This window comes from Bacillus sp. V5-8f, assembly GCF_002863565.1.
Taxonomy (GTDB): Bacteria; Bacillota; Bacilli; order Bacillales; family DSM-1321; genus Peribacillus.
Genome location: NZ_PGUW01000004.1, coordinates 152862 through 170033, shown reverse-complemented (window position 1 = coordinate 170033; position 17172 = coordinate 152862). Strand labels below are relative to the sequence as shown.

Annotated in this window: 21 protein-coding genes and 2 riboswitches; of the genes, 5 read left to right on the top strand and 16 right to left on the bottom strand. The window is 42.3% G+C overall.

Annotated elements, in window-relative coordinates; translation table 11 throughout:
- Positions 1 to 53 precede the first annotated feature (53 nt).
- From gcvPB to gcvT, 3 genes are read right to left on the bottom strand one after another with little or no spacing between them, the layout of a single operon-like run.
- Complete coding sequence (gcvPB, locus tag CUU64_RS04815; RefSeq protein ID WP_101632141.1) at positions 54 to 1511, bottom strand: aminomethyl-transferring glycine dehydrogenase subunit GcvPB; 1458 nt, start codon at positions 1509 to 1511, stop codon at positions 54 to 56.
- Positions 1504 to 2850 carry an aminomethyl-transferring glycine dehydrogenase subunit GcvPA gene (gene gcvPA / locus CUU64_RS04810; protein ID WP_101632140.1) on the bottom strand — a complete coding sequence of 449 codons (1347 nt, stop codon included), beginning with the start codon at positions 2848 to 2850 and terminating at the stop codon, positions 1504 to 1506. Before gcvPA ends, gcvPB begins: the two co-directional genes overlap by 8 nt.
- 18 nt (positions 2851 to 2868) lie before the next feature.
- Entirely contained in the window at positions 2869 to 3975 is a 1107-nt protein-coding gene (gene gcvT / locus CUU64_RS04805) for a glycine cleavage system aminomethyltransferase GcvT (RefSeq protein WP_101632921.1), read from the bottom strand.
- Positions 3976 to 4062: 87 nt separating this feature from the next.
- Positions 4063 to 4141: riboswitch (glycine riboswitch) on the bottom strand.
- 3 nt (positions 4142 to 4144) lie between these two features.
- Positions 4145 to 4235, bottom strand: a riboswitch (glycine riboswitch).
- Between the two features lie 347 nt (positions 4236 to 4582).
- Between gcvT and CUU64_RS04800 the strand changes: the two genes are divergently transcribed.
- The gene (locus CUU64_RS04800; RefSeq protein ID WP_101632139.1) at positions 4583 to 6271 is read left to right on the top strand and encodes a DEAD/DEAH box helicase; all 1689 of its coding nucleotides are present in this window, start codon (positions 4583 to 4585) and stop codon (positions 6269 to 6271) included.
- The gene (locus CUU64_RS04795) at positions 6249 to 7046 is read left to right on the top strand and encodes a YqhG family protein (protein ID WP_101632138.1); all 798 of its coding nucleotides are present in this window, start codon (positions 6249 to 6251) and stop codon (positions 7044 to 7046) included. The genes CUU64_RS04800 and CUU64_RS04795 overlap by 23 nt, the downstream gene beginning before the upstream one ends.
- Before the next feature lie 67 nt (positions 7047 to 7113).
- On the opposite strand, the gene CUU64_RS04790 is transcribed toward CUU64_RS04795, so the two are convergent.
- Genes CUU64_RS04790 through comGA form a run of 9 tightly spaced genes read right to left on the bottom strand, consistent with a single transcriptional unit; the run spans position 7114 to position 11833 of the window.
- Positions 7114 to 7290, bottom strand: a complete 177-nt coding sequence (locus CUU64_RS04790) for a YqzE family protein (RefSeq protein WP_101632137.1) — start codon at positions 7288 to 7290, stop codon at positions 7114 to 7116.
- A 12-nt stretch (positions 7291 to 7302) separates the two neighbouring features.
- Positions 7303 to 7821 (bottom strand): shikimate kinase, encoded by a 519-nt coding sequence (locus CUU64_RS04785; protein WP_101632136.1) that lies wholly within the window; start codon positions 7819 to 7821, stop codon positions 7303 to 7305.
- A 15-nt stretch (positions 7822 to 7836) separates the two neighbouring features.
- Positions 7837 to 8217, bottom strand: coding sequence for a competence type IV pilus minor pilin ComGG (gene comGG, locus CUU64_RS04780; RefSeq protein ID WP_101632135.1), 381 nt, complete (start codon positions 8215 to 8217; stop codon positions 7837 to 7839).
- Positions 8210 to 8671 carry a competence type IV pilus minor pilin ComGF gene (gene comGF / locus CUU64_RS04775; RefSeq protein ID WP_101632920.1) on the bottom strand — a complete coding sequence of 154 codons (462 nt, stop codon included), beginning with the start codon at positions 8669 to 8671 and terminating at the stop codon, positions 8210 to 8212. The genes comGG and comGF overlap by 8 nt, the downstream gene beginning before the upstream one ends.
- On the bottom strand, positions 8640 to 8975 hold the full coding sequence (gene comGE / locus CUU64_RS04770; RefSeq protein ID WP_101632134.1) for a competence type IV pilus minor pilin ComGE: 336 nt from the start codon (positions 8973 to 8975) through the stop codon (positions 8640 to 8642). The genes comGF and comGE overlap by 32 nt, the downstream gene beginning before the upstream one ends.
- Positions 8962 to 9444, bottom strand: coding sequence for a competence type IV pilus minor pilin ComGD (gene comGD / locus CUU64_RS04765; protein ID WP_101632133.1), 483 nt, complete (start codon positions 9442 to 9444; stop codon positions 8962 to 8964). The genes comGE and comGD overlap by 14 nt, the downstream gene beginning before the upstream one ends.
- On the bottom strand, positions 9428 to 9733 hold the full coding sequence (gene comGC, locus CUU64_RS04760) for a competence type IV pilus major pilin ComGC (RefSeq protein WP_101632132.1): 306 nt from the start codon (positions 9731 to 9733) through the stop codon (positions 9428 to 9430). Before comGC ends, comGD begins: the two co-directional genes overlap by 17 nt.
- Before the next feature lie 11 nt (positions 9734 to 9744).
- Positions 9745 to 10773: a competence type IV pilus assembly protein ComGB gene (gene comGB / locus CUU64_RS04755; protein WP_180954463.1), complete on the bottom strand. Its 1029-nt coding sequence runs from the start codon at positions 10771 to 10773 to the stop codon at positions 9745 to 9747.
- Positions 10760 to 11833 carry a competence type IV pilus ATPase ComGA gene (gene comGA / locus CUU64_RS04750; protein WP_101632130.1) on the bottom strand — a complete coding sequence of 358 codons (1074 nt, stop codon included), beginning with the start codon at positions 11831 to 11833 and terminating at the stop codon, positions 10760 to 10762. Before comGA ends, comGB begins: the two co-directional genes overlap by 14 nt.
- 280 nt (positions 11834 to 12113) lie before the next feature.
- Between comGA and CUU64_RS04745 the strand changes: the two genes are divergently transcribed.
- Entirely contained in the window at positions 12114 to 12815 is a 702-nt protein-coding gene (locus CUU64_RS04745) for a helix-turn-helix transcriptional regulator (protein WP_101632129.1), read from the top strand.
- Between the two features lie 85 nt (positions 12816 to 12900).
- The gene (locus tag CUU64_RS04740; RefSeq protein ID WP_101632128.1) at positions 12901 to 13149 is read left to right on the top strand and encodes a DUF2626 domain-containing protein; all 249 of its coding nucleotides are present in this window, start codon (positions 12901 to 12903) and stop codon (positions 13147 to 13149) included.
- Between the two features lie 116 nt (positions 13150 to 13265).
- On the opposite strand, the gene CUU64_RS04735 is transcribed toward CUU64_RS04740, so the two are convergent.
- Both CUU64_RS04735 and CUU64_RS04730 read right to left on the bottom strand, forming a co-directional pair.
- The gene (locus CUU64_RS04735; RefSeq protein ID WP_101632127.1) at positions 13266 to 14369 is read right to left on the bottom strand and encodes a class I SAM-dependent methyltransferase; all 1104 of its coding nucleotides are present in this window, start codon (positions 14367 to 14369) and stop codon (positions 13266 to 13268) included.
- Positions 14370 to 14404: 35 nt separating this feature from the next.
- Positions 14405 to 15037 (bottom strand): MBL fold metallo-hydrolase, encoded by a 633-nt coding sequence (locus tag CUU64_RS04730; protein WP_101632126.1) that lies wholly within the window; start codon positions 15035 to 15037, stop codon positions 14405 to 14407.
- A 310-nt stretch (positions 15038 to 15347) separates the two neighbouring features.
- On the opposite strand from CUU64_RS04730, the gene CUU64_RS04725 reads away from it, so the two are divergent.
- Entirely contained in the window at positions 15348 to 15521 is a 174-nt protein-coding gene (locus CUU64_RS04725; protein ID WP_101632125.1) for a DUF2759 domain-containing protein, read from the top strand.
- Between the two features lie 102 nt (positions 15522 to 15623).
- Here the strand turns inward: CUU64_RS04725 and CUU64_RS04720 are convergent, their stop codons facing one another.
- Together CUU64_RS04720 and CUU64_RS04715 are read right to left on the bottom strand one after the other, a co-directional pair.
- Positions 15624 to 15935 carry an MTH1187 family thiamine-binding protein gene (locus CUU64_RS04720; protein ID WP_101632124.1) on the bottom strand — a complete coding sequence of 104 codons (312 nt, stop codon included), beginning with the start codon at positions 15933 to 15935 and terminating at the stop codon, positions 15624 to 15626.
- Position 15936: 1 nt separating this feature from the next.
- Positions 15937 to 17067, bottom strand: a complete 1131-nt coding sequence (locus CUU64_RS04715; protein WP_101632123.1) for a YqgU-like beta propeller domain-containing protein — start codon at positions 17065 to 17067, stop codon at positions 15937 to 15939.
- Positions 17068 to 17172: the final 105 nt, after the last annotated feature.

Here is a 17172-nt window from a genome sequence, read left to right as displayed (position 1 = left end):
CCCCTACAACCGATAGAAAAGCCCTTGCCAGGACAGCAAGGGCTTCTTCCTTTTTACGCTTGATAACGAAGAACCGGTTTTCTGGCAGCTAGTGTTTCGTCCAAGCGTTTGATTACCGTGGTATGCGGCGCTTCCTGGACAACTTCCGGCGTTTCCTCTGTTTCTTTCGCTATCTGAATCATGGCCTCAATGAAGGCATCCAATGTTTCCTTCGATTCTGTTTCCGTTGGCTCAATCATTATGCATTCCTCGACATTAAGCGGGAAATAGATAGTTGGCGGGTGATATCCAAAGTCCAGCAGCCTTTTGGCAATATCAAGGGTACGGACTCCCAATTTCTTTTGGCGTTTTCCGCTTAAAACAAATTCATGCTTGCAATGTCTATCGAAAGGAAGGTCGAAATAAGGCGCGAGTCTCCTCATCATATAATTCGCATTGATTACCGCATTTTCCGTCACTGCCTTAAGGCCATCCGGCCCCATTGATCGGATGTACGTATACGCCCGAACATTAATGCCGAAATTGCCATAATAAGGCTTTACTCGGCCAATGGATTGTGGCCGTTCATAATCAAGGAAATATTGGCCTTCCTTTTTAGCCACCAGCGGTTTTGGCAGGAAAGGGATTAAATCGTTTTTTACTCCTACTGGACCGGATCCCGGCCCGCCCCCTCCGTGCGGGCCAGTAAATGTTTTGTGAAGGTTTAAATGGACCACATCAAAGCCCATGTCCCCCGGTCGCGCCTTTGATAAAACGGCATTTAGGTTGGCTCCATCATAGTAAAGCTTGCCGCCGGCGTTATGAACGATTTCCGCCATTTCTAAAATATTTTCTTCGAATAAACCAAGTGTGTTCGGGTTTGTAAGCATTAGAGCAGCAGTATCAGCCCCGACAACGCGCTTCAGATCCTCTAAATCTACAAGTCCATTCTCATCCGATTTCACCGTAACTGTTTCAAAACCAGCAACCGTGGCGGAAGCCGGATTGGTTCCATGAGCAGAATCGGGAACAATTACCTTTGTACGTTTTGAGTCTCCGTTCCCTTCATGATAAGCGCGGATCATCATCAAACCAGTCCATTCTCCATGGGCACCGGCCGCCGGCTGGAGAGTAACCTGGTCCATCCCGGTAATTTCAATTAAGTGTTCCTGAAGGTCATACATCAGTTCCAATGCACCCTGAACAGTTTTTTCATCCTGATGCGGATTTATATGGGCGAAGCCATTCAGCCTGGCTATATTTTCATTGATTTTAGGATTGTATTTCATCGTACAAGAACCAAGCGGATAAAAACCGGAGTCAACTCCATGGTTACGGCGGGAAAGGGCCGTATAATGCCGCATAATGTCTAGTTCCGATACCTCAGGTAGTTCCGCCGCATCTTCGCGGATATATTCTGAGGGAAGAATATCTTCGATGGCAACAGCTTTGACATCCATTTCTGGAAGGCTAAAGCCGATCCGTCCCGGTGTACTTATTTCAAAAATTAATGGTTGATCCTGGTTATTCATGGCCATCCCCCAATTCTTCCACTAATGTATCAATTTCGTCTTTTGAACGCAGCTCGGTTACCGCTACAAGCATGTGGTCCTTAAGTTCCGGATAGACAGTTCCTAAATGGAAACCCCCGATTATTCCCTTCTGGAACAGCCGCTCATTCACTTCCTTATATGGAACTGGAAGCTTTACAACAAACTCGTTGAATGAAGGGCCGTCAAAAACGACCTCCAGATCTTTTGCCTTTAAAGCTTGTTTGGCATAATGTGCTTTTTGAATATTTTGTACTGCCATTTCCCTGACACCTGTTTTCCCGAGAGCGGTCATCGCTACCGAAGCAGCCAGCGCATTAAGCGCCTGGTTTGAACAAATGTTTGAAGTGGCTTTATCACGTCGGATATGCTGTTCCCGTGCTTGCAGTGTCAAAACGAATCCGCGTTGGCCGTTCTCATCGACTGTCTGGCCAACAAGTCTGCCAGGTACCTTCCTCATCAATTTATTAGTTACTGCAAAATATCCACAGTGCGGCCCCCCAAAGGCGGCAGGGATGCCAAAAGGCTGGGCATCGCCTGCTACGATATCGGCACCAAGCTTGCCCGGCGGTGTCAGCGCCCCTAGTGCAAGAGGGTTACTTGAAACAATAAACATCGCTTTTTGGGAATGAACAATTTCTTCAAATTCCTTGAGCGGTTCGATCCGTCCGAAAAAGTTTGGGTATTGGACAATAACACCTGCAATATCATCACTTATCAATTTCTTAAGTGCATCAATATCTGTTACGCCATCCGTATGTGGGATTTCAATAACCTCGACATACTGCCCCTTGGCGTAGGTCTTGATAACGTCCCTGGATTCCGGATGGACTGCAGCTGATACAAGGATTTTTTTCCGTCGTGTCTGCCCAGTACTTAGCATGGCAGCCTCGGCCAGTGCAGTGCCCCCGTCATACATGGATGAATTGGCTACATCCATGCCGGTTAATTCGCAGATCATCGTCTGGAATTCAAAGATCGCCTGAAGCTCCCCCTGGGAAATTTCAGGCTGGTAGGGTGTATAAGCGGTATAAAATTCAGAACGGGATATCACATGATCCACAATAATAGGTGTGTAATGGTCGTAAACACCGGCACCAAGAAATGATGCGTAGCTCTTTGTATTGGCATTCTTCGCCGCCATTTGGGAGAGCTCTTTTACTAAGGAAGATTCCGATTTTGCTCGTTTAATATTGTATTCTCCCTTAAATCTCACACTTTCCGGTATATCCTTGAACAGCTCATCCGCTGATGCGACACCAATCGCATCGAGCATCTCTTGTTTGTCTTGCTCCGTCATCGGTAAATAGCGATGTTTCATAGGAATAACCCTTCCCCTCTATTTTTTTGGTCGTTTATAAAAAGGTGTGGCAACCACTTTCGCCTTCAGTCTTTTTGAACGGATTTCCACTTCAACTTCAGTCCCAATATCCGTATACTCGTTCTTCAAAAGAGCCAAACCGACATTTTTCTTCAATGTAGGCGATTGAGTTCCCGTGGTTACTTCACCTATAACCTCGGAAGCGACATAAATCGGATACCCGTGGCGAGGTATTCCCCTGTCAATCATTTCGATTCCTACAAGCTTTCGAGGGGCGCCCTTTTCCTTTTGCTCCGTAAGCACTGCCTTTCCAAGGAAGTCTGCATTTTTATCTATTTTAACTGCAAAGCCGATACCGGCTTCGATCGGCGTGATATCAGCGCCGAGCTCTTGGCCATACAGCGGAAGTTTGGCTTCAAAGCGTAGTGTATCCCGCGCTCCAAGTCCGATTGGCTGGATTCCATCTTCCTTCCCAGCTTCAAGCAGCTGTCTCCAAAGCGCAATAGCATCCTCGCTCCTACAATAAATCTCAAATCCATCTTCCCCGGTGTATCCTGTTCTTGAAACCAATGTATCTATACCCTTCAAATCAACATGATCCTTAAATTTAAAAAAATCAATTTCGCTCAAATCAGTATTTTTAGATAGCTTTTGCAGCACTTTTTCCGCTAACGGCCCTTGCAGCGCCAGTTGGGCGATGTCTGATGAAACATTGTTTAGTTCCACGTCTTCCACTTTGTTTGCCTGAAGCCAATTAAAATCCTTGTCGATGTTGGCTGCGTTTACAACAAGCAGATAATCTCCATCGCTCTTTTTATAAACAAGCAGGTCATCCACGGTTCCACCGTTTTCATAGCACATGACGGTATACTGTGCTCCCCCGGATGAAAGCTTCAAAATGTCATTGGTCAGCAGTCTCTGCAGAAAAGCGATACTTTCTGGGCCCTTTACTTCGATTTCTCCCATATGAGATACATCAAATAACCCTACTTTAGTTCTGACTGTTTCATGTTCTTCCTTAATGCCGGAGAACTGAACCGGAAGTTCCCAGCCTCCAAAATCAATCGTCTTCCCGCCGCTTTCCTTATAAACCTCATACAGCGGCGTCCTTTTTAACTCAGACATTTCATTCCCTCCCTGAATCATTGGCTTTGGTAATTTGTAAACAACAGAAAAAAGGACAGAGAAACTCCTCAAAAAAGTTGAGCAGTTCTCTGTCCCGGTACCTGAAAGTTTACCTGAAAAAGGTTTTCCCCTTTGGTGGCCCACCTGAAATGGACACTCTCCAGAGCCGCGTCCGGCAAGAGTACTTTTGCCTGAGAGATTCACTTAAAAAGCTTGCTCCTTCGGCGCTACGCAGGTGTAGTCTCTCCCCTTGCCTTCATCCGCTTATAAAATTTTTTTGATTGACTATACTAAATAGAAAACTTATCCCATTTGGCGTGGCTACATCAGGTGGATGAACACCCAGATGTTTTTCATGCAGAAAAAACAAAAACACTTTCTGTTACAATTTTTCAAAAACTAAAACTTATCTTAATCATTTGAAATCTACTCTATCCTACCATTAAGGACAATTTATCTGCAATCTTTTTTATCAACAAAACTGAAAAAAACTGATGTTTAGTGGCCTTAAACGTCTTTAATGTTCGTCATTTAATAGATTCACACGGTATCACAGTTATTTCTCTACGTATTTTTTCATTTTTCCTGAACACTAGGAGGTGGCTTCATGAAGATCAACATTACTTCCGATACGGCATGGGGTGATGAATTGCTGCAAAGAATCAATGAAGACGGCCCCTGGGGAAGCTGGGAGCTGTTTAAGATGGCAGTCCAAATAGAAGAGCATCTGGCCATACCAGACTTCGAAGGCCTGCAGGCTCCCAAACATCTTCCTCAGCTGAAACCTCTTCCCCATCAATTGGAGGCTGCAAAACAGGTTGTTGAAAACATGAATGGAAAGGCAATCCTGGCTGATGAAGTAGGACTTGGAAAAACAATTGAAGCAGGACTGATTTTAAAAGAATATATGATTCGCGGCCTGGTGAAAAAAGTACTAATATTGGTCCCTGCGTCGCTTGTTTCCCAATGGGCCTTTGAAATGAACACAAAATTCCATATCCCAGCTGTTGTTCAGCATAAAAGCTATGTCTGGGATTCCTGTGACGTGATCGTATCTTCCATTGATACAGCAAAAAGAGAGCCACACAGGGAGATTATCTTCAACCAGGAATACGATATGATCATCATTGATGAAGCTCATAAACTTAAAAACAATAAAACGAAAAATTATGAATTTGTGCAAAGCCTAAAAAAGAAATTCTGTCTTTTGCTTACAGCTACACCAATCCAAAATAAAATTGAAGAAATTTTCCACCTTGTTTCCTTACTCAAACCCGGGCATCTTGGAAACGCTTCGATGTTTTCCGAAAAATACAAGGGCAAAGGCCGGACAATTAATGATAACCAGCATTTGAAAGAACTTGTCAATACAGTGATGATCCGAAACAGAAGGGTAGACACCGGAGTTGAATGGACGAAGAGAATTGTTGAAACGGTCATTGTCGAATTTACCCCAAGCGAACAGGCCCTTTATGACGCCGTAACCGAATTTAGACCTGAAAGTGCCGAGGGGATTGGGAGCACGTTCTCGGCATTGACTCTTCAAAGGGAAGCATGCAGCAGCCGGGAAGCTGTATTTTATACCCTTAGGAACATGGAAAAGAAAAACGAAAACCCTTCCGAGGAATTTCTGGACAAGCTCGATAACCTATATGCCAAGGTAAATGAAGTCGAACAAAACTCGAAGGCTGAAAAGGCTGTAGAACTGATTAAAAAAATAAATGATAAGGTCATCATTTTTACGGAATACCGGGCCACCCAGCTGTATTTGCAATGGTATTTAAAACAGCACGGAATCTCTTCCGTTCCATTCCGCGGCGGCTTCAAAAGGGGAAAGAAAGACTGGATGAAAGACTTATTTCAAAAGCACGCCCAGGTCCTTATCGCGACCGAAGCCGGCGGGGAAGGAATCAACCTACAGTTTTGCCACCATTTAATTAATTTTGACCTGCCATGGAACCCAATGAGGCTTGAACAGCGGATCGGCCGTGTGCACCGCCTTGGACAAGAGGAAGATGTAAGGATTTATAACTTTGCGACGAAGAACACCGTTGAAGAACACATATTGAAACTATTATATGAAAAGATTAATCTGTTTGAAAAGGTAATTGGGGAGCTGGATGAAATTCTGACCAAACTGGATATCGGCAACATCGAAGAATACCTAATCGATGTTGTCGGGGATTCTAGAAGTGAAGGAGAAATGAAAATCAAAATGGATAACCTGTCTTCTCTCATCCAATTCGCCCAGGAAATGAAGGAGGGAAATGCCAATGCAGCAACAGGAAATCCATGATTTTCTCCTCAAATACTTTCAATCGAACAATTGTGAAATCGTCGAAAACAAACCAGGTTATTTTGTCGTACAATTGACGATCGAAATGGATAAAGAGTTAATGAACAGACCATTTTATTGGCACTATCTTGAAAAAACAGGCGGGGAGCCAAACCCAATGAAGGTTACGATGATAACGGACCAAATGCTAGCGCCTGAAGATTTAAAGGGGGAGAACATTCATTTCGGATCACCCCGGCTTCATCAAATATTCGAGTCAACAAAACGGCTAGCAAGCTTCATTCGGCTTTTCGAAAATATTAAACAACCTTTTTCCGGAGGGCAGTATCCATTGTTTCCGTGGCTTTGCCAAAACGTAAAAGTATCCTATAGGTGTGACAGGAAGAAAGATGTGTTTATTTCTGTGGGGCTTAACTTGATAACGGGAGAAATATTGGAGAACTTCCATAACCGCATTCTCAGTCTGGACGTTACTCCAAAAATACCGGATTTCTCCTACACCCTCTCGCCGCTGATCATGCCAAAAAGCGGATTAACTCGTCTGGACACATATATACGCCAGACTTTCGAGGGTGATGACCATTCATGGGCTGAAGCAGCGGTAACAAGATGGGATAATGACTTACAGCTCCTTGAGCATTTTTATGAGGAAATGGAAGAAAAGAATGAAACGTATTTTACAGAAAAAGAAGCCCTGCGCTCGCAATATGAGCCCAAGATTGAAATTTCCGTAGTGAATGGCGGACTTTTTTATCTTACACAAAAAGCAATATAAATGCATGCTATAAGTAGCAGGAAGGAATGAAGAATGGCCCAATCAGTTTGGATTGGGCCATTCAAGTTTATTTTCTTTTCAACAGCATCATAAAAGCAAACGGAATGACCCCGAACCAATTGCTGACATAGGGTTCTTTGGCTTTCTTCTTATCTTCCCGCTGTTGTTTCCTTTCAGCCTTAGGTACAGCCATATATTTTACAAACTGTTGTGTCAGAAATTTAATATAATCATTTGTTTTCATACATACCACCCATTAGACAGTATGCTCCATTTGCGCTTCGTTTATTCGTGTTCGGATGTTATTAACAATCTCCTCGATGCTTTTTCCTGTTGTGTCGACGACGATAGGTGCCTCTAAATACAACGGCAGCCGCTCAAGAAACAGATTCTTCAGGTTTTGTTTGCGTTCCCCGCTTAAAAGAGGACGTGAATCATCACTTTCTACTCTCCTGGCAATTTCATCCGGTTCGCAATGCAAATAAACCCAATAGCCGTGGTCTACCATCCACTTCCGGTTTTCTTCTTTAAGGATCATACCGCCACCTGTAGTGATAATACAATTGTCTATAGGCAAAGACCGCAGCATTAAGCTTTCCATCTGCCTAAACGCATGTTCTCCCTGTTCAGCAAAAATATCTGTGATGGTCCTCTGCTCTTGTCTTTCAATCTCCTGATCTGTATCAAAAACGCGCATGCTCATCACTTTACCAAGAGCCATTCCTGCCGTGGTCTTTCCCGCTCCCATGAACCCTGTTAAATAAATGCTCCTCATCCTATTCACTCCGGACTACTTTTCTACCCATTTTACCACTTTTTTTTGCAAATTGTCATAGAGAAATAGCGATTGCATCTTTCGTTCGCCTTTGGTAGAGCCATACATCAATACTTTAATTACCTGTTCATCCACTGTACTTGCTTCAAAATAAACATCGCCCTTGGGATAAAATAGGATGCCGTTCTTGTCAGACAAGTTCCCGTTTAATTCAAGCTCCGCTATCAAATCAGCAGAAGCCAAACGGATTAACTGTTCCAAAACCAATTTCTCCTCAGTTTCTTTATAAAACTTCTTATCGGAAACATAGCCTTCTATCGCAAAAAGGGTGAAGGTTAAAAAGAAGGCTGCAATCATGGCTACTATTGGATAGATGGCCCCTTTTTCATTATCCATTTTCGGGCACCCTCTGTTCTGGAACAAACGGCCGCAATTTCCTTGTGAATAATTTCCCCTGTTTATCACGAATGGTAACTGTGATCAGACTGCCATTGGTCTCTACCTCCAGCCGCGAAATATTTTGGAGCATCAACTCATGGCCCGTACCGTTCAGCCGTCTCCTTACCTTATCCTGATACTGCTCAATCAATATGACATCCCCGTCTCCCATTAGGTAAAGCCTATCGCCTGACACTTGCCGGCTTGTTGACATCCAGACATCCTGTTTTAACTGGCTAATAAACACCTCCCATTCTTTTTGATTGATACTGCTTTTTTCTACGATGCCTGTTTTAAAGAAAGTAAACATACCCGCCGTAAACGAAGAAACTAAAACAAAAATAGAAAGGGAGACAAGCATTTCAATGAGAGTAAAGCCATTATCTTTTCGTAAAATCACAAACTGAAACATTCTTTCCTCCAAAATTTTTATAATAGATACAGCCTCTCATCATTGGAAAATCTGAGTTGGGCTCCCATGTCAGCTGATATGCCCTGCCATTTACGCTAATCGTTTTATCCACTGCTTCAATCTCCCTCTCCATATAAGCTTGCAATTTCTCGTATAATAAATGGAAAGCCTCCATCCGGATCCTTACATCAGCCCTATCCACCATAATTTTCTCGTAAATCGGCAGAATCGAAAAGGTGATGAAGCAAAAGATAAAAAAGGCCGCCAGCAGCTCGATATAAATATACCCGTTAGAGTTTCTCAATCCGGAACCTTCCCTTTCCAATGTTAAACGTCATTTTATAATCCCCGCTGGAAGTTTTAACTCTCCATACCCCTGAGCTTGTGATATTGCCGTTGGATGAAAAGAAAATTCGTAGATCCATCGTGCCCGGAACAAATTTTATAGTTTCAGGAATTTCACGTTCGAGCAGTATCCCTTTTGAAACATTGCGAATATAGTATGTTCCTCCTGTCCCTTTCGGAGGAACGATGATATATACTTCTACATATTGCTGGTGGCTTATGGCATAGTTTTGTGCATAATGGATATCATCACTTAAAAGGCGCAGAAAAAGCTCATTGTTTTGTTTCTTCATAAAGTACGGAAACAAGCCCGACGCAAGAGAAAAAAGTAAGATAAAGATTGCTAATACAATCAATATCTCCGACAAAGTAAAACCCTGGTTCTCTAAATCCTTGTTATTGATACGGATTTTATGTAGTCTCCACAACTACCGATACATCCCCTTTGTCGTCTATCTTTACTCCGTCCCCATTCGGACATGAAGTTTGCTGCAAATATCCAGAGCTTTGAAGCTCAGCAATGTTTGCCGGCAGCTTATTTTGATCTATTTCATAGGCCTGGACCTGCGCCCGAACCATTTTCAAGAAAGCTTCGCACCCTTTCTCCTGGATAGTAGACTGATTTTTTGTGATGTTAGGCACTGTGATGATCAGCAATATGGAAATAACGAGCAAAACGATTAACATTTCGATTAAAGTAAACCCTTTTTCATTCATTTTTTTCCTCCTTATAATCCTCCCAGCAGTGAAAACATTGGCATTAACACTGCGAGATAGATAGAAATGATCAGTAATCCGACAATGGAAAACAACAAAGGCTGAATGATGCGGATGGCTGCAGCCGTTCTTTCCTCAATTGCAGAAAGGACGTATCTGCTATAATGGAACAGCTCAGAATCCAGCGTCCCATATTTTTGACCATGTGCCATGATTACGCTTAAATGCTTTTCGAAATAAGGGACATCTTGAAAAATATCTTCAAGAGATTTGCCTTCCGTCAATTCCTGTTTAATTAGGGAGCATAGCTTTTGATAGAATGGCTGGCTTGACTCGGAGAAAAGACAGATGCTTTCATTTATCGACAAACCTCCTGAAAGCAATCCGCTTAATTGGCTAGAGAAAAACTGCGTGTCATACAGTTTGAGGAATCTTCCAATGAAAGGGATCTGATGAAGAATCTTACGCCGCCTGAGTGGGCATATCCTTAAGAACCAGTACTTTCTACCGAAAAAGATCAATACCAGTGAAACAACAAGAATTAAGGGAATGATAGGAAGAATTTTAGAAACAGCCAGGACTGCGTTCAAAAATATATTCTCTTTGACTTCCATTGACTGGAATAGTACCTGAAACTTGGGCAAGAGCGTTTCTTGAAGAACATAAAAAATATTCACAACAAAGAAAAAGAGAAAAAAAGGATAAATAAGCAGCTTTTTTATTCTTTCAAAATCTTCGGTCCTTTTCTTCCAATAACCCCCTCCTTCCTTAAGCGCCTTCTCAATATGCCCATAACTCTCGCCATAATATATATAGCTCACTAATTGGGGATGAAAGCACATGGAGGCGAGAACGGAATGAAGCCGGTGGCCCTGTCTCAGGTTCAAAAGTGCTTCATCCAAGTCTGCTGCTTTCTTTCCTGATTCCTGTAGCAAAAGGAATTGGATGGCATGAGAGAGAGGATAGCCGTTCTCGAGAAGTTCACCGAGCTTGATCAAAAATTGAGCCTGTTCCACGCCTTTCCATTTACTTCGTTTCATGTTTATGCACCCAGCGATCATATTCAAGCGGCGTGACATACCCCATGGCCACGGCTTTGGCAATCTCATCCTTCAGTTCGCGGTAACGGCAATGGGCTTGTTCGCCCTTCGCCCTCTTTAATACCTGTGCTAGTCCTTTGCCATACAATAATTCATAGACACTTGCCCGCTTGTATTTCTTCCCTGTAAGACATGCCGATGTACAGTCGCTTCCTTTACAGTACGGGCATTTTAATTCCAACAGCCTTTGTGCGGTTACTGCTATTAATGTCTGCTCAATCTCAACCCAGCTCACACCAAATTCGAGCAACCGGTATATTGCCCCTTTTGCGTCACGAGTGTGCATCGTGGTCAAAATTAAGTGCCCAGTTAACGCCGCTCTAACTGCGATCTTGGCCGTTTCCGAATCACGGATTTCCCCCACCATTATGATATCCGGGTCATGTCTTAGTGCTGCCTTCAGCCCGACAGAATAAGAAATGCCCGCCTTTTCATTAATCTGCACCTGGAGCATTTGCTCCGACTCATTTTCAATCGGATCTTCGAGCGTAATCACATTGCGGTTGATAATTTCTTTTGCGTGATGAAGCAAGGAATACAGGGTGGTCGTTTTTCCTGAACCTGTTGGTCCGGTGAATATGATCATTCCGTGAGAATGTTTTAAAAGCGCCATTAACTTATTCGCAGTATTACTAAAAAGGGAAAGCTGTTCGATCGGCAGAATAGTTTGCTGTGGGATTAAGCGGATTACCAGGGATTCTGAAAAAGAGGAAGGAAGGGTTGATAAACGCAGGCCAATCGTTTTCTTATCAATGACCATCGTAATCGACCCGCTTTGGGGACGCCTTTTCTCACCAATATCCATCGACGCAAGGAATTTCAAATGGGATATCAGTCTATCTGATTCTTCGATGGTTAGCATGACTTGCGGGAATAGCTTGTTATCAATGCGGAACTGGATGAGAGGCCCTTCTTTTCTTGGAAGGATGTGAATGTCCGAGGCTGACAGGCGGACGGCATGCGTGAGAATCCTTTCTGCTTTTTTTTCAATTGATTCCAAATATTTTTCACCTCCAAATCTATTTGTATTTACCTTTCGACGCCGATTTGTATTTTCCTCCTCTTTTCGTCAAAAAATTAAAATTTTTTTAGATAATCTGCCATACACGTAAATTTGCTGAACTTAGGATAAATAAACCTCTTAAGACCGTTATTGTTGGAAGAAATACATTAACTACCCTATCAAATGTGAACATTTTCTAAACAGTGGAAATATACATGTTTTCGGAATAACCACTGTATTATAATGAATAAAAATCGATCTCTATGAGGTGAAGAGGATGGATCAAACTTTAAAAATAACAAATGTGTTATCTGACCCGACCCGCTACCATATTTACCAGTACATAACAAAAAACCATCAAGATGTTACCGTACAAGATATAGCAGATTCATTTGAGATCCATCCTAACGTTGCCAGACTTCATCTTTCAAAGCTGGAAGATGTGAATATGCTGATTTCTGAAACGAAAAAAACAGGGAAGGGAGGACGGCCAAGCAGGCTCTATCGCTTATCGGATGAGGTGATCCAGCTACATTTCCCTTTCCGTGACTATCAGCTTTTATCGAAAGTGGCCATTCAAACAATGCTTTCACTTGGTGAAGCAGGAAAAAAAGCTTTGTATCACACAGGTAAACAATTCGGGAATGAATTGGCCGTAAAGCTAGCATCCAGTATCAACCAGCCAATAGGCAATTTGTCTTTTGAGCAAAGGGTATCAATCCTGAAGAATGCGGCAACCATGGCAGGGTTTTATCCGGAATTACATATAAATGGGGATCAGACAAAACTATTTTTTCAAATCTTTAATTGTCCCTTTAAGGAAGTGGCCGCAAAGGAGCCGGAGGCGGTTTGCACAATGCATAACGCCTTCTTAAGCGGCATGTTTGAAGCTTTGTTTGAATCAGTAGAATTTGTGGAAAAGGAAAATATGTTGGAAGGATGTGCCACCTGCTCATACCACGCTATCGTCACAAAGTAGCTACAAAGAGTTCTTTACATATTCTTACCAATTACTTTATAATTATTTTGTATGAACATGACGGGGATAAAGGAGGGATACAAACATGGAGCGCATGTACAGAGTTATGGGGTTTTGGACAGGCGTTATGGCTGTAATGTTTTACTTGGGCGATATGTATACCACATCGTTGCTTTTCTTCGGTCAAACCGGGTTCTTTGTTCTTTTAAGTTATTTAAAATTATCTGAACGTATGTATATCTACGTATTCGGCGCTTATTTAACCGTTTTCTTTGCCGGATTCACCTATTGGACTACTTTCATGATGGTCCCGGGAGCCGCCGGCGGTCATTAAAGCGCATACATAGAACCCATGGACCTAGCTTCATGGGTTTTCGTTTTGTGCATCTTTACTTATCTACCTGCTTAAGTAATGTCCAACTGTTTCCAAGCATGTAAATTCGCACTCTGTTAACCGAATAATGGAAATGATTCCATACTTTCTATTATCCCTTTGGTTTGCATCATTACTCGAAAATAAGAGCTTATTCCTCCGTGAACGACCAGATTTCTAATAGCCCTATTCCTTTTTGCAATCTCTGAAAAAGGATTGGAACCATCATGATCACATAGCTCCTCCAGGATCCCGGCCTTCAATAGAAATTCCTGCTGACCCAATAGCTGTTCGTTCTTTAGGCCAAATTGCGTACCGTAATGAGCCAGTGCATCAAAATGTATATGCGTAGTCAGATCCATTTTTCCTGGATTTTCTAATACATTTTCAAACATTCGATGATTTTGGTAACCCCTTAGGCTTCCCTTTTTATGGGCAGGTTCTCCCCATTCCTCATTCGTATAACCATAATCAATTGTAACTATCAAGCCTTTTTGCAAATGCTCAGCAATTGTTTTTATATAAGACACCATGGCCAGCGGCACTTCAAACCGCTGCCCTTCCGTGAGTGATAGACTTTGATCCTCCAAAAACGCAAAAATATTAGCATTCTGCAATGGCTGTAATTCTTCTATAAGCTTCCCTTCATCCAGGGAAATACATACTTCATATAATTGGCCCTGCTTCTTTTCGATCACGTGAACCGGCATCGCGTCATACAGTTCATTGGAGAAGATGATTCCCTCGATCACTGGCAGTTTTTCAATGCTCTCTATAATTTTTACGTATTTAAATTCCGTTAGGGCTTCTCTTTGTTGTTGGCGATGAAACGGGCTGACATCATTGATAAAATATTTTAGATCCTTCTCCATCGCCGGTTCTTTTTGTCTTATGTAGCTTAAGATTGAATGGGCAAGGCGGCCAGTGCCCCCGCCGATTTCACAAAAAACCGGCGGCAGGCTGTATTCCTTGACACAGTGAACAAACCACCTTGCCAGAGTGCGGCCAAATGCATCCGCTAAATTGCTCGTTGTGTAAAAATCACCTAGTCTTCCAATTTTCTCTCTATTGTTCATATAATAACCGGTTTGGGGCGAGTATAGCGCAAGATTGATAAAGTCGCTGTAGCTGATTCTTCCATCCGGACTTTGATCGATAGCTTCTTGTATCCATTTACCCATTTGTTTCCCCTCTTTTATTAGGTGGTCTTTACTGCTTAAAAACCATTTAGGAAAGGATTGCTTTCCATTTCATCCGCAAGTGTAGTGACAGGGCCATGGCCGGATAACACGATCGTGTCCTCAGGAAGGGACAAAAGCTTGTTGTGAATGCTTTTCATAAGCTGGGCGTAATCTCCGCCTGGCAGATCAGTACGTCCTATGCTTCCCTTAAATAAAACATCCCCAGAAAAAAGCAGGCCTTTTTCCTCTAAAAAGTAGGATATACTTCCAGGCGAATGTCCCGGCGTTTCAAATAACTTAAATGAAAAGCTGCCAATCTGCAAGTCCGTTTCAGCTGCCAGAATATGTTCTGCAGGTTTTAAGCGGATAGGTGGACCAGGGAATCGCTGTGAACCGTTCAGAGCTGGGTCAAGCAGCCATTTCGCTTCTTTTTCATGTATATAGGCCGGAATTTCGAAAAATTCACGAATTTGGTCCAACGCCCCGATGTGGTCAAAGTGGGCGTGAGTCAATAGCACTGCAAGAGGTTTTAGCTTTTTGGTCTGGATATATTGGATGAGCTTAGCTGATTCTTCTCCAGGATCAACGATGATGCATTCCTGAGCATCATTAGAAAGAATGTAGCAATTTGTTTGTAAGGGTCCCAAGGGGAGCTGATTCCATTTCATGTTTTCCATCTCCATTTTTTCTGTTTGTCTGAAAATCCAAGCAAAACGGTTTCGAAATTTAAGATTTTCCTTTACTCCTTACATTTTACACTAAATGGGAAAGATTTTTAAGAAAGAGAAATTATGGATTATGCCACTGCAAGCCATACAACATAAAAGTGTCATTTTTTAAATCTCGACAAATGGAAAAAAAACCATTAAACTATAAACGAATGCAATTATTTACATATTTATTACACAGGTACAAGCATCTTGTGGCCAAATACTGTCTGGTAAGCACTACTCATCTTTAAGTAAGGGGGTTAAAAATATGGGCTTAATGATTATCTTCAGTCTTGTTACACTCCTGGCTTTATTTGCGGTTATCAGCTCTTTTAAAAACAAGAATTTTCTGGGATTCATTTTCGCTGCGGGAACAACAGCTGTAATCGGCTGGTTTACGGTCATGACAATCATTCACCATGGCTTCCCTGTTGCGCACTAATACGAAAGCGCATTCTTAAAGAAGCAACCCATTACACTTCCTATCGAGAAAGTGTAAGAGCACAGTGCAAGCAAAAACGAGGCTATTTTTTAGCCTCGTTTTTTATTTCAAATGGTTACTCACGCTCTGCATTTTCCTTTCCATTGTGGACTCTTTGTCTCGGCGATCATCTATTCTAATGGATGTCGCAACCCGATCTATTCCCTTTGCAAAAGGAGATTCATGGATTTCCTGAATGACCTGAAAAATAATAGAAAGTTCGCCCTCAATAATTGTATTCATGGGCGTAAGCTGGTAACGAAGGTTACCTTTTTCTTCATATTCCTTTAGAATGTTTTGAATGTCAGCCACATAGCTGCTGACACTTGGGCCTTTCGTACCAATGGGAATTACGGCTATATCTGCTATTGCCAATCTACTCATCCTTTCTAGTTTCCACTAGTGAAAACACCTTCTTTTCGTACGTGTTAATCAGTTTCTCGTGCTGATGGCCATATAAACACCAGTTGCCTTCAGGTGAACAAGTTATCGGGGCATTTTCCGCACTTTTTAGTATGGTTATTATATCCCCAGTACGGTAATTAACCTGGATGAGCTTATATTGCTCCCCGATCTTTCCTTCTTTTGGATGCTTGTCAGGAACGAAGGTATAAAAAGAATCCTGTGCTTCGTTGAAGGTGAAATTGGGCACCTCCGAGTGAGCATAAGAAGTGGTTCGAGGCACCATGAAAGAAAATATTTGTTTATTGCTCCCATCAAAAAATTTATAAACTGCTTTATCCGGTTTTTCAGTCGTAACTTGTATCGCCATGAATCCTTCCCTCCATTTATGAAATTGGAGGACATCCAGCATAACTGCTTTCTTTTTCCGGCTCTTCATATCCATCGAGATAAGAGGAGCTGTGGCATCTAGATCATTTTTGTCCCAGTCCAGATACATCAACCGGTCTTTAGCTTCCCATTGTGCGAAAGGCTGCGGGAAATCCAAGTGGGTTATCTTCTTTTGTTTCGTATCAATCTTGTAGTTGGTGAAGCTCCAGTCTTCAAAAAAGCTAGTTACAAATAGGACGCCATTCTCATAAGGATTCCAGGAAAAGTCAAGCTCCTCTGAGGGGATGGCAGCCGCAAACTGTTCAGTGCCATCGTTTCTCAATAGATGGATGGTGGCTTCTTTTGCCGAAGATGAAGTATGTACCAGCACAAAATTTTTTGAAGGGCTGATCGACACATTCACAATAGGTGCAACAGGCTGGTAAAAGATTTCCTGTTGGCCGCTTTTCATGTTTAGTACCATTAATTGTTGGGGCTCATTACCAATTGGTCTTGCCAAATACAAAATCAAATCGGAATCCATCCAATCGATAACCGTTTCAACCTTCATTTCTTCCTCGATGATCGTTTTCGGTATTTTGATCTGGTACATTGATTTATTATCAATGTCTTCCCCTTTATCGACAGTACGTTCGGTTACGGGCTGGCAGGCTGATAAAAGAAGCAATAGTAAGAGTATAAGTAAAAACTTAATCAAATATATTTTTCTAGTCATAAAACGAAACCTTCGCCATGGCATGCCAACGAAATACCGAAGAAAAGCGATTTTTTCCCCACCTCCCTCATAGATTTAGGCTGATAATTTTTATTATAAAACAAC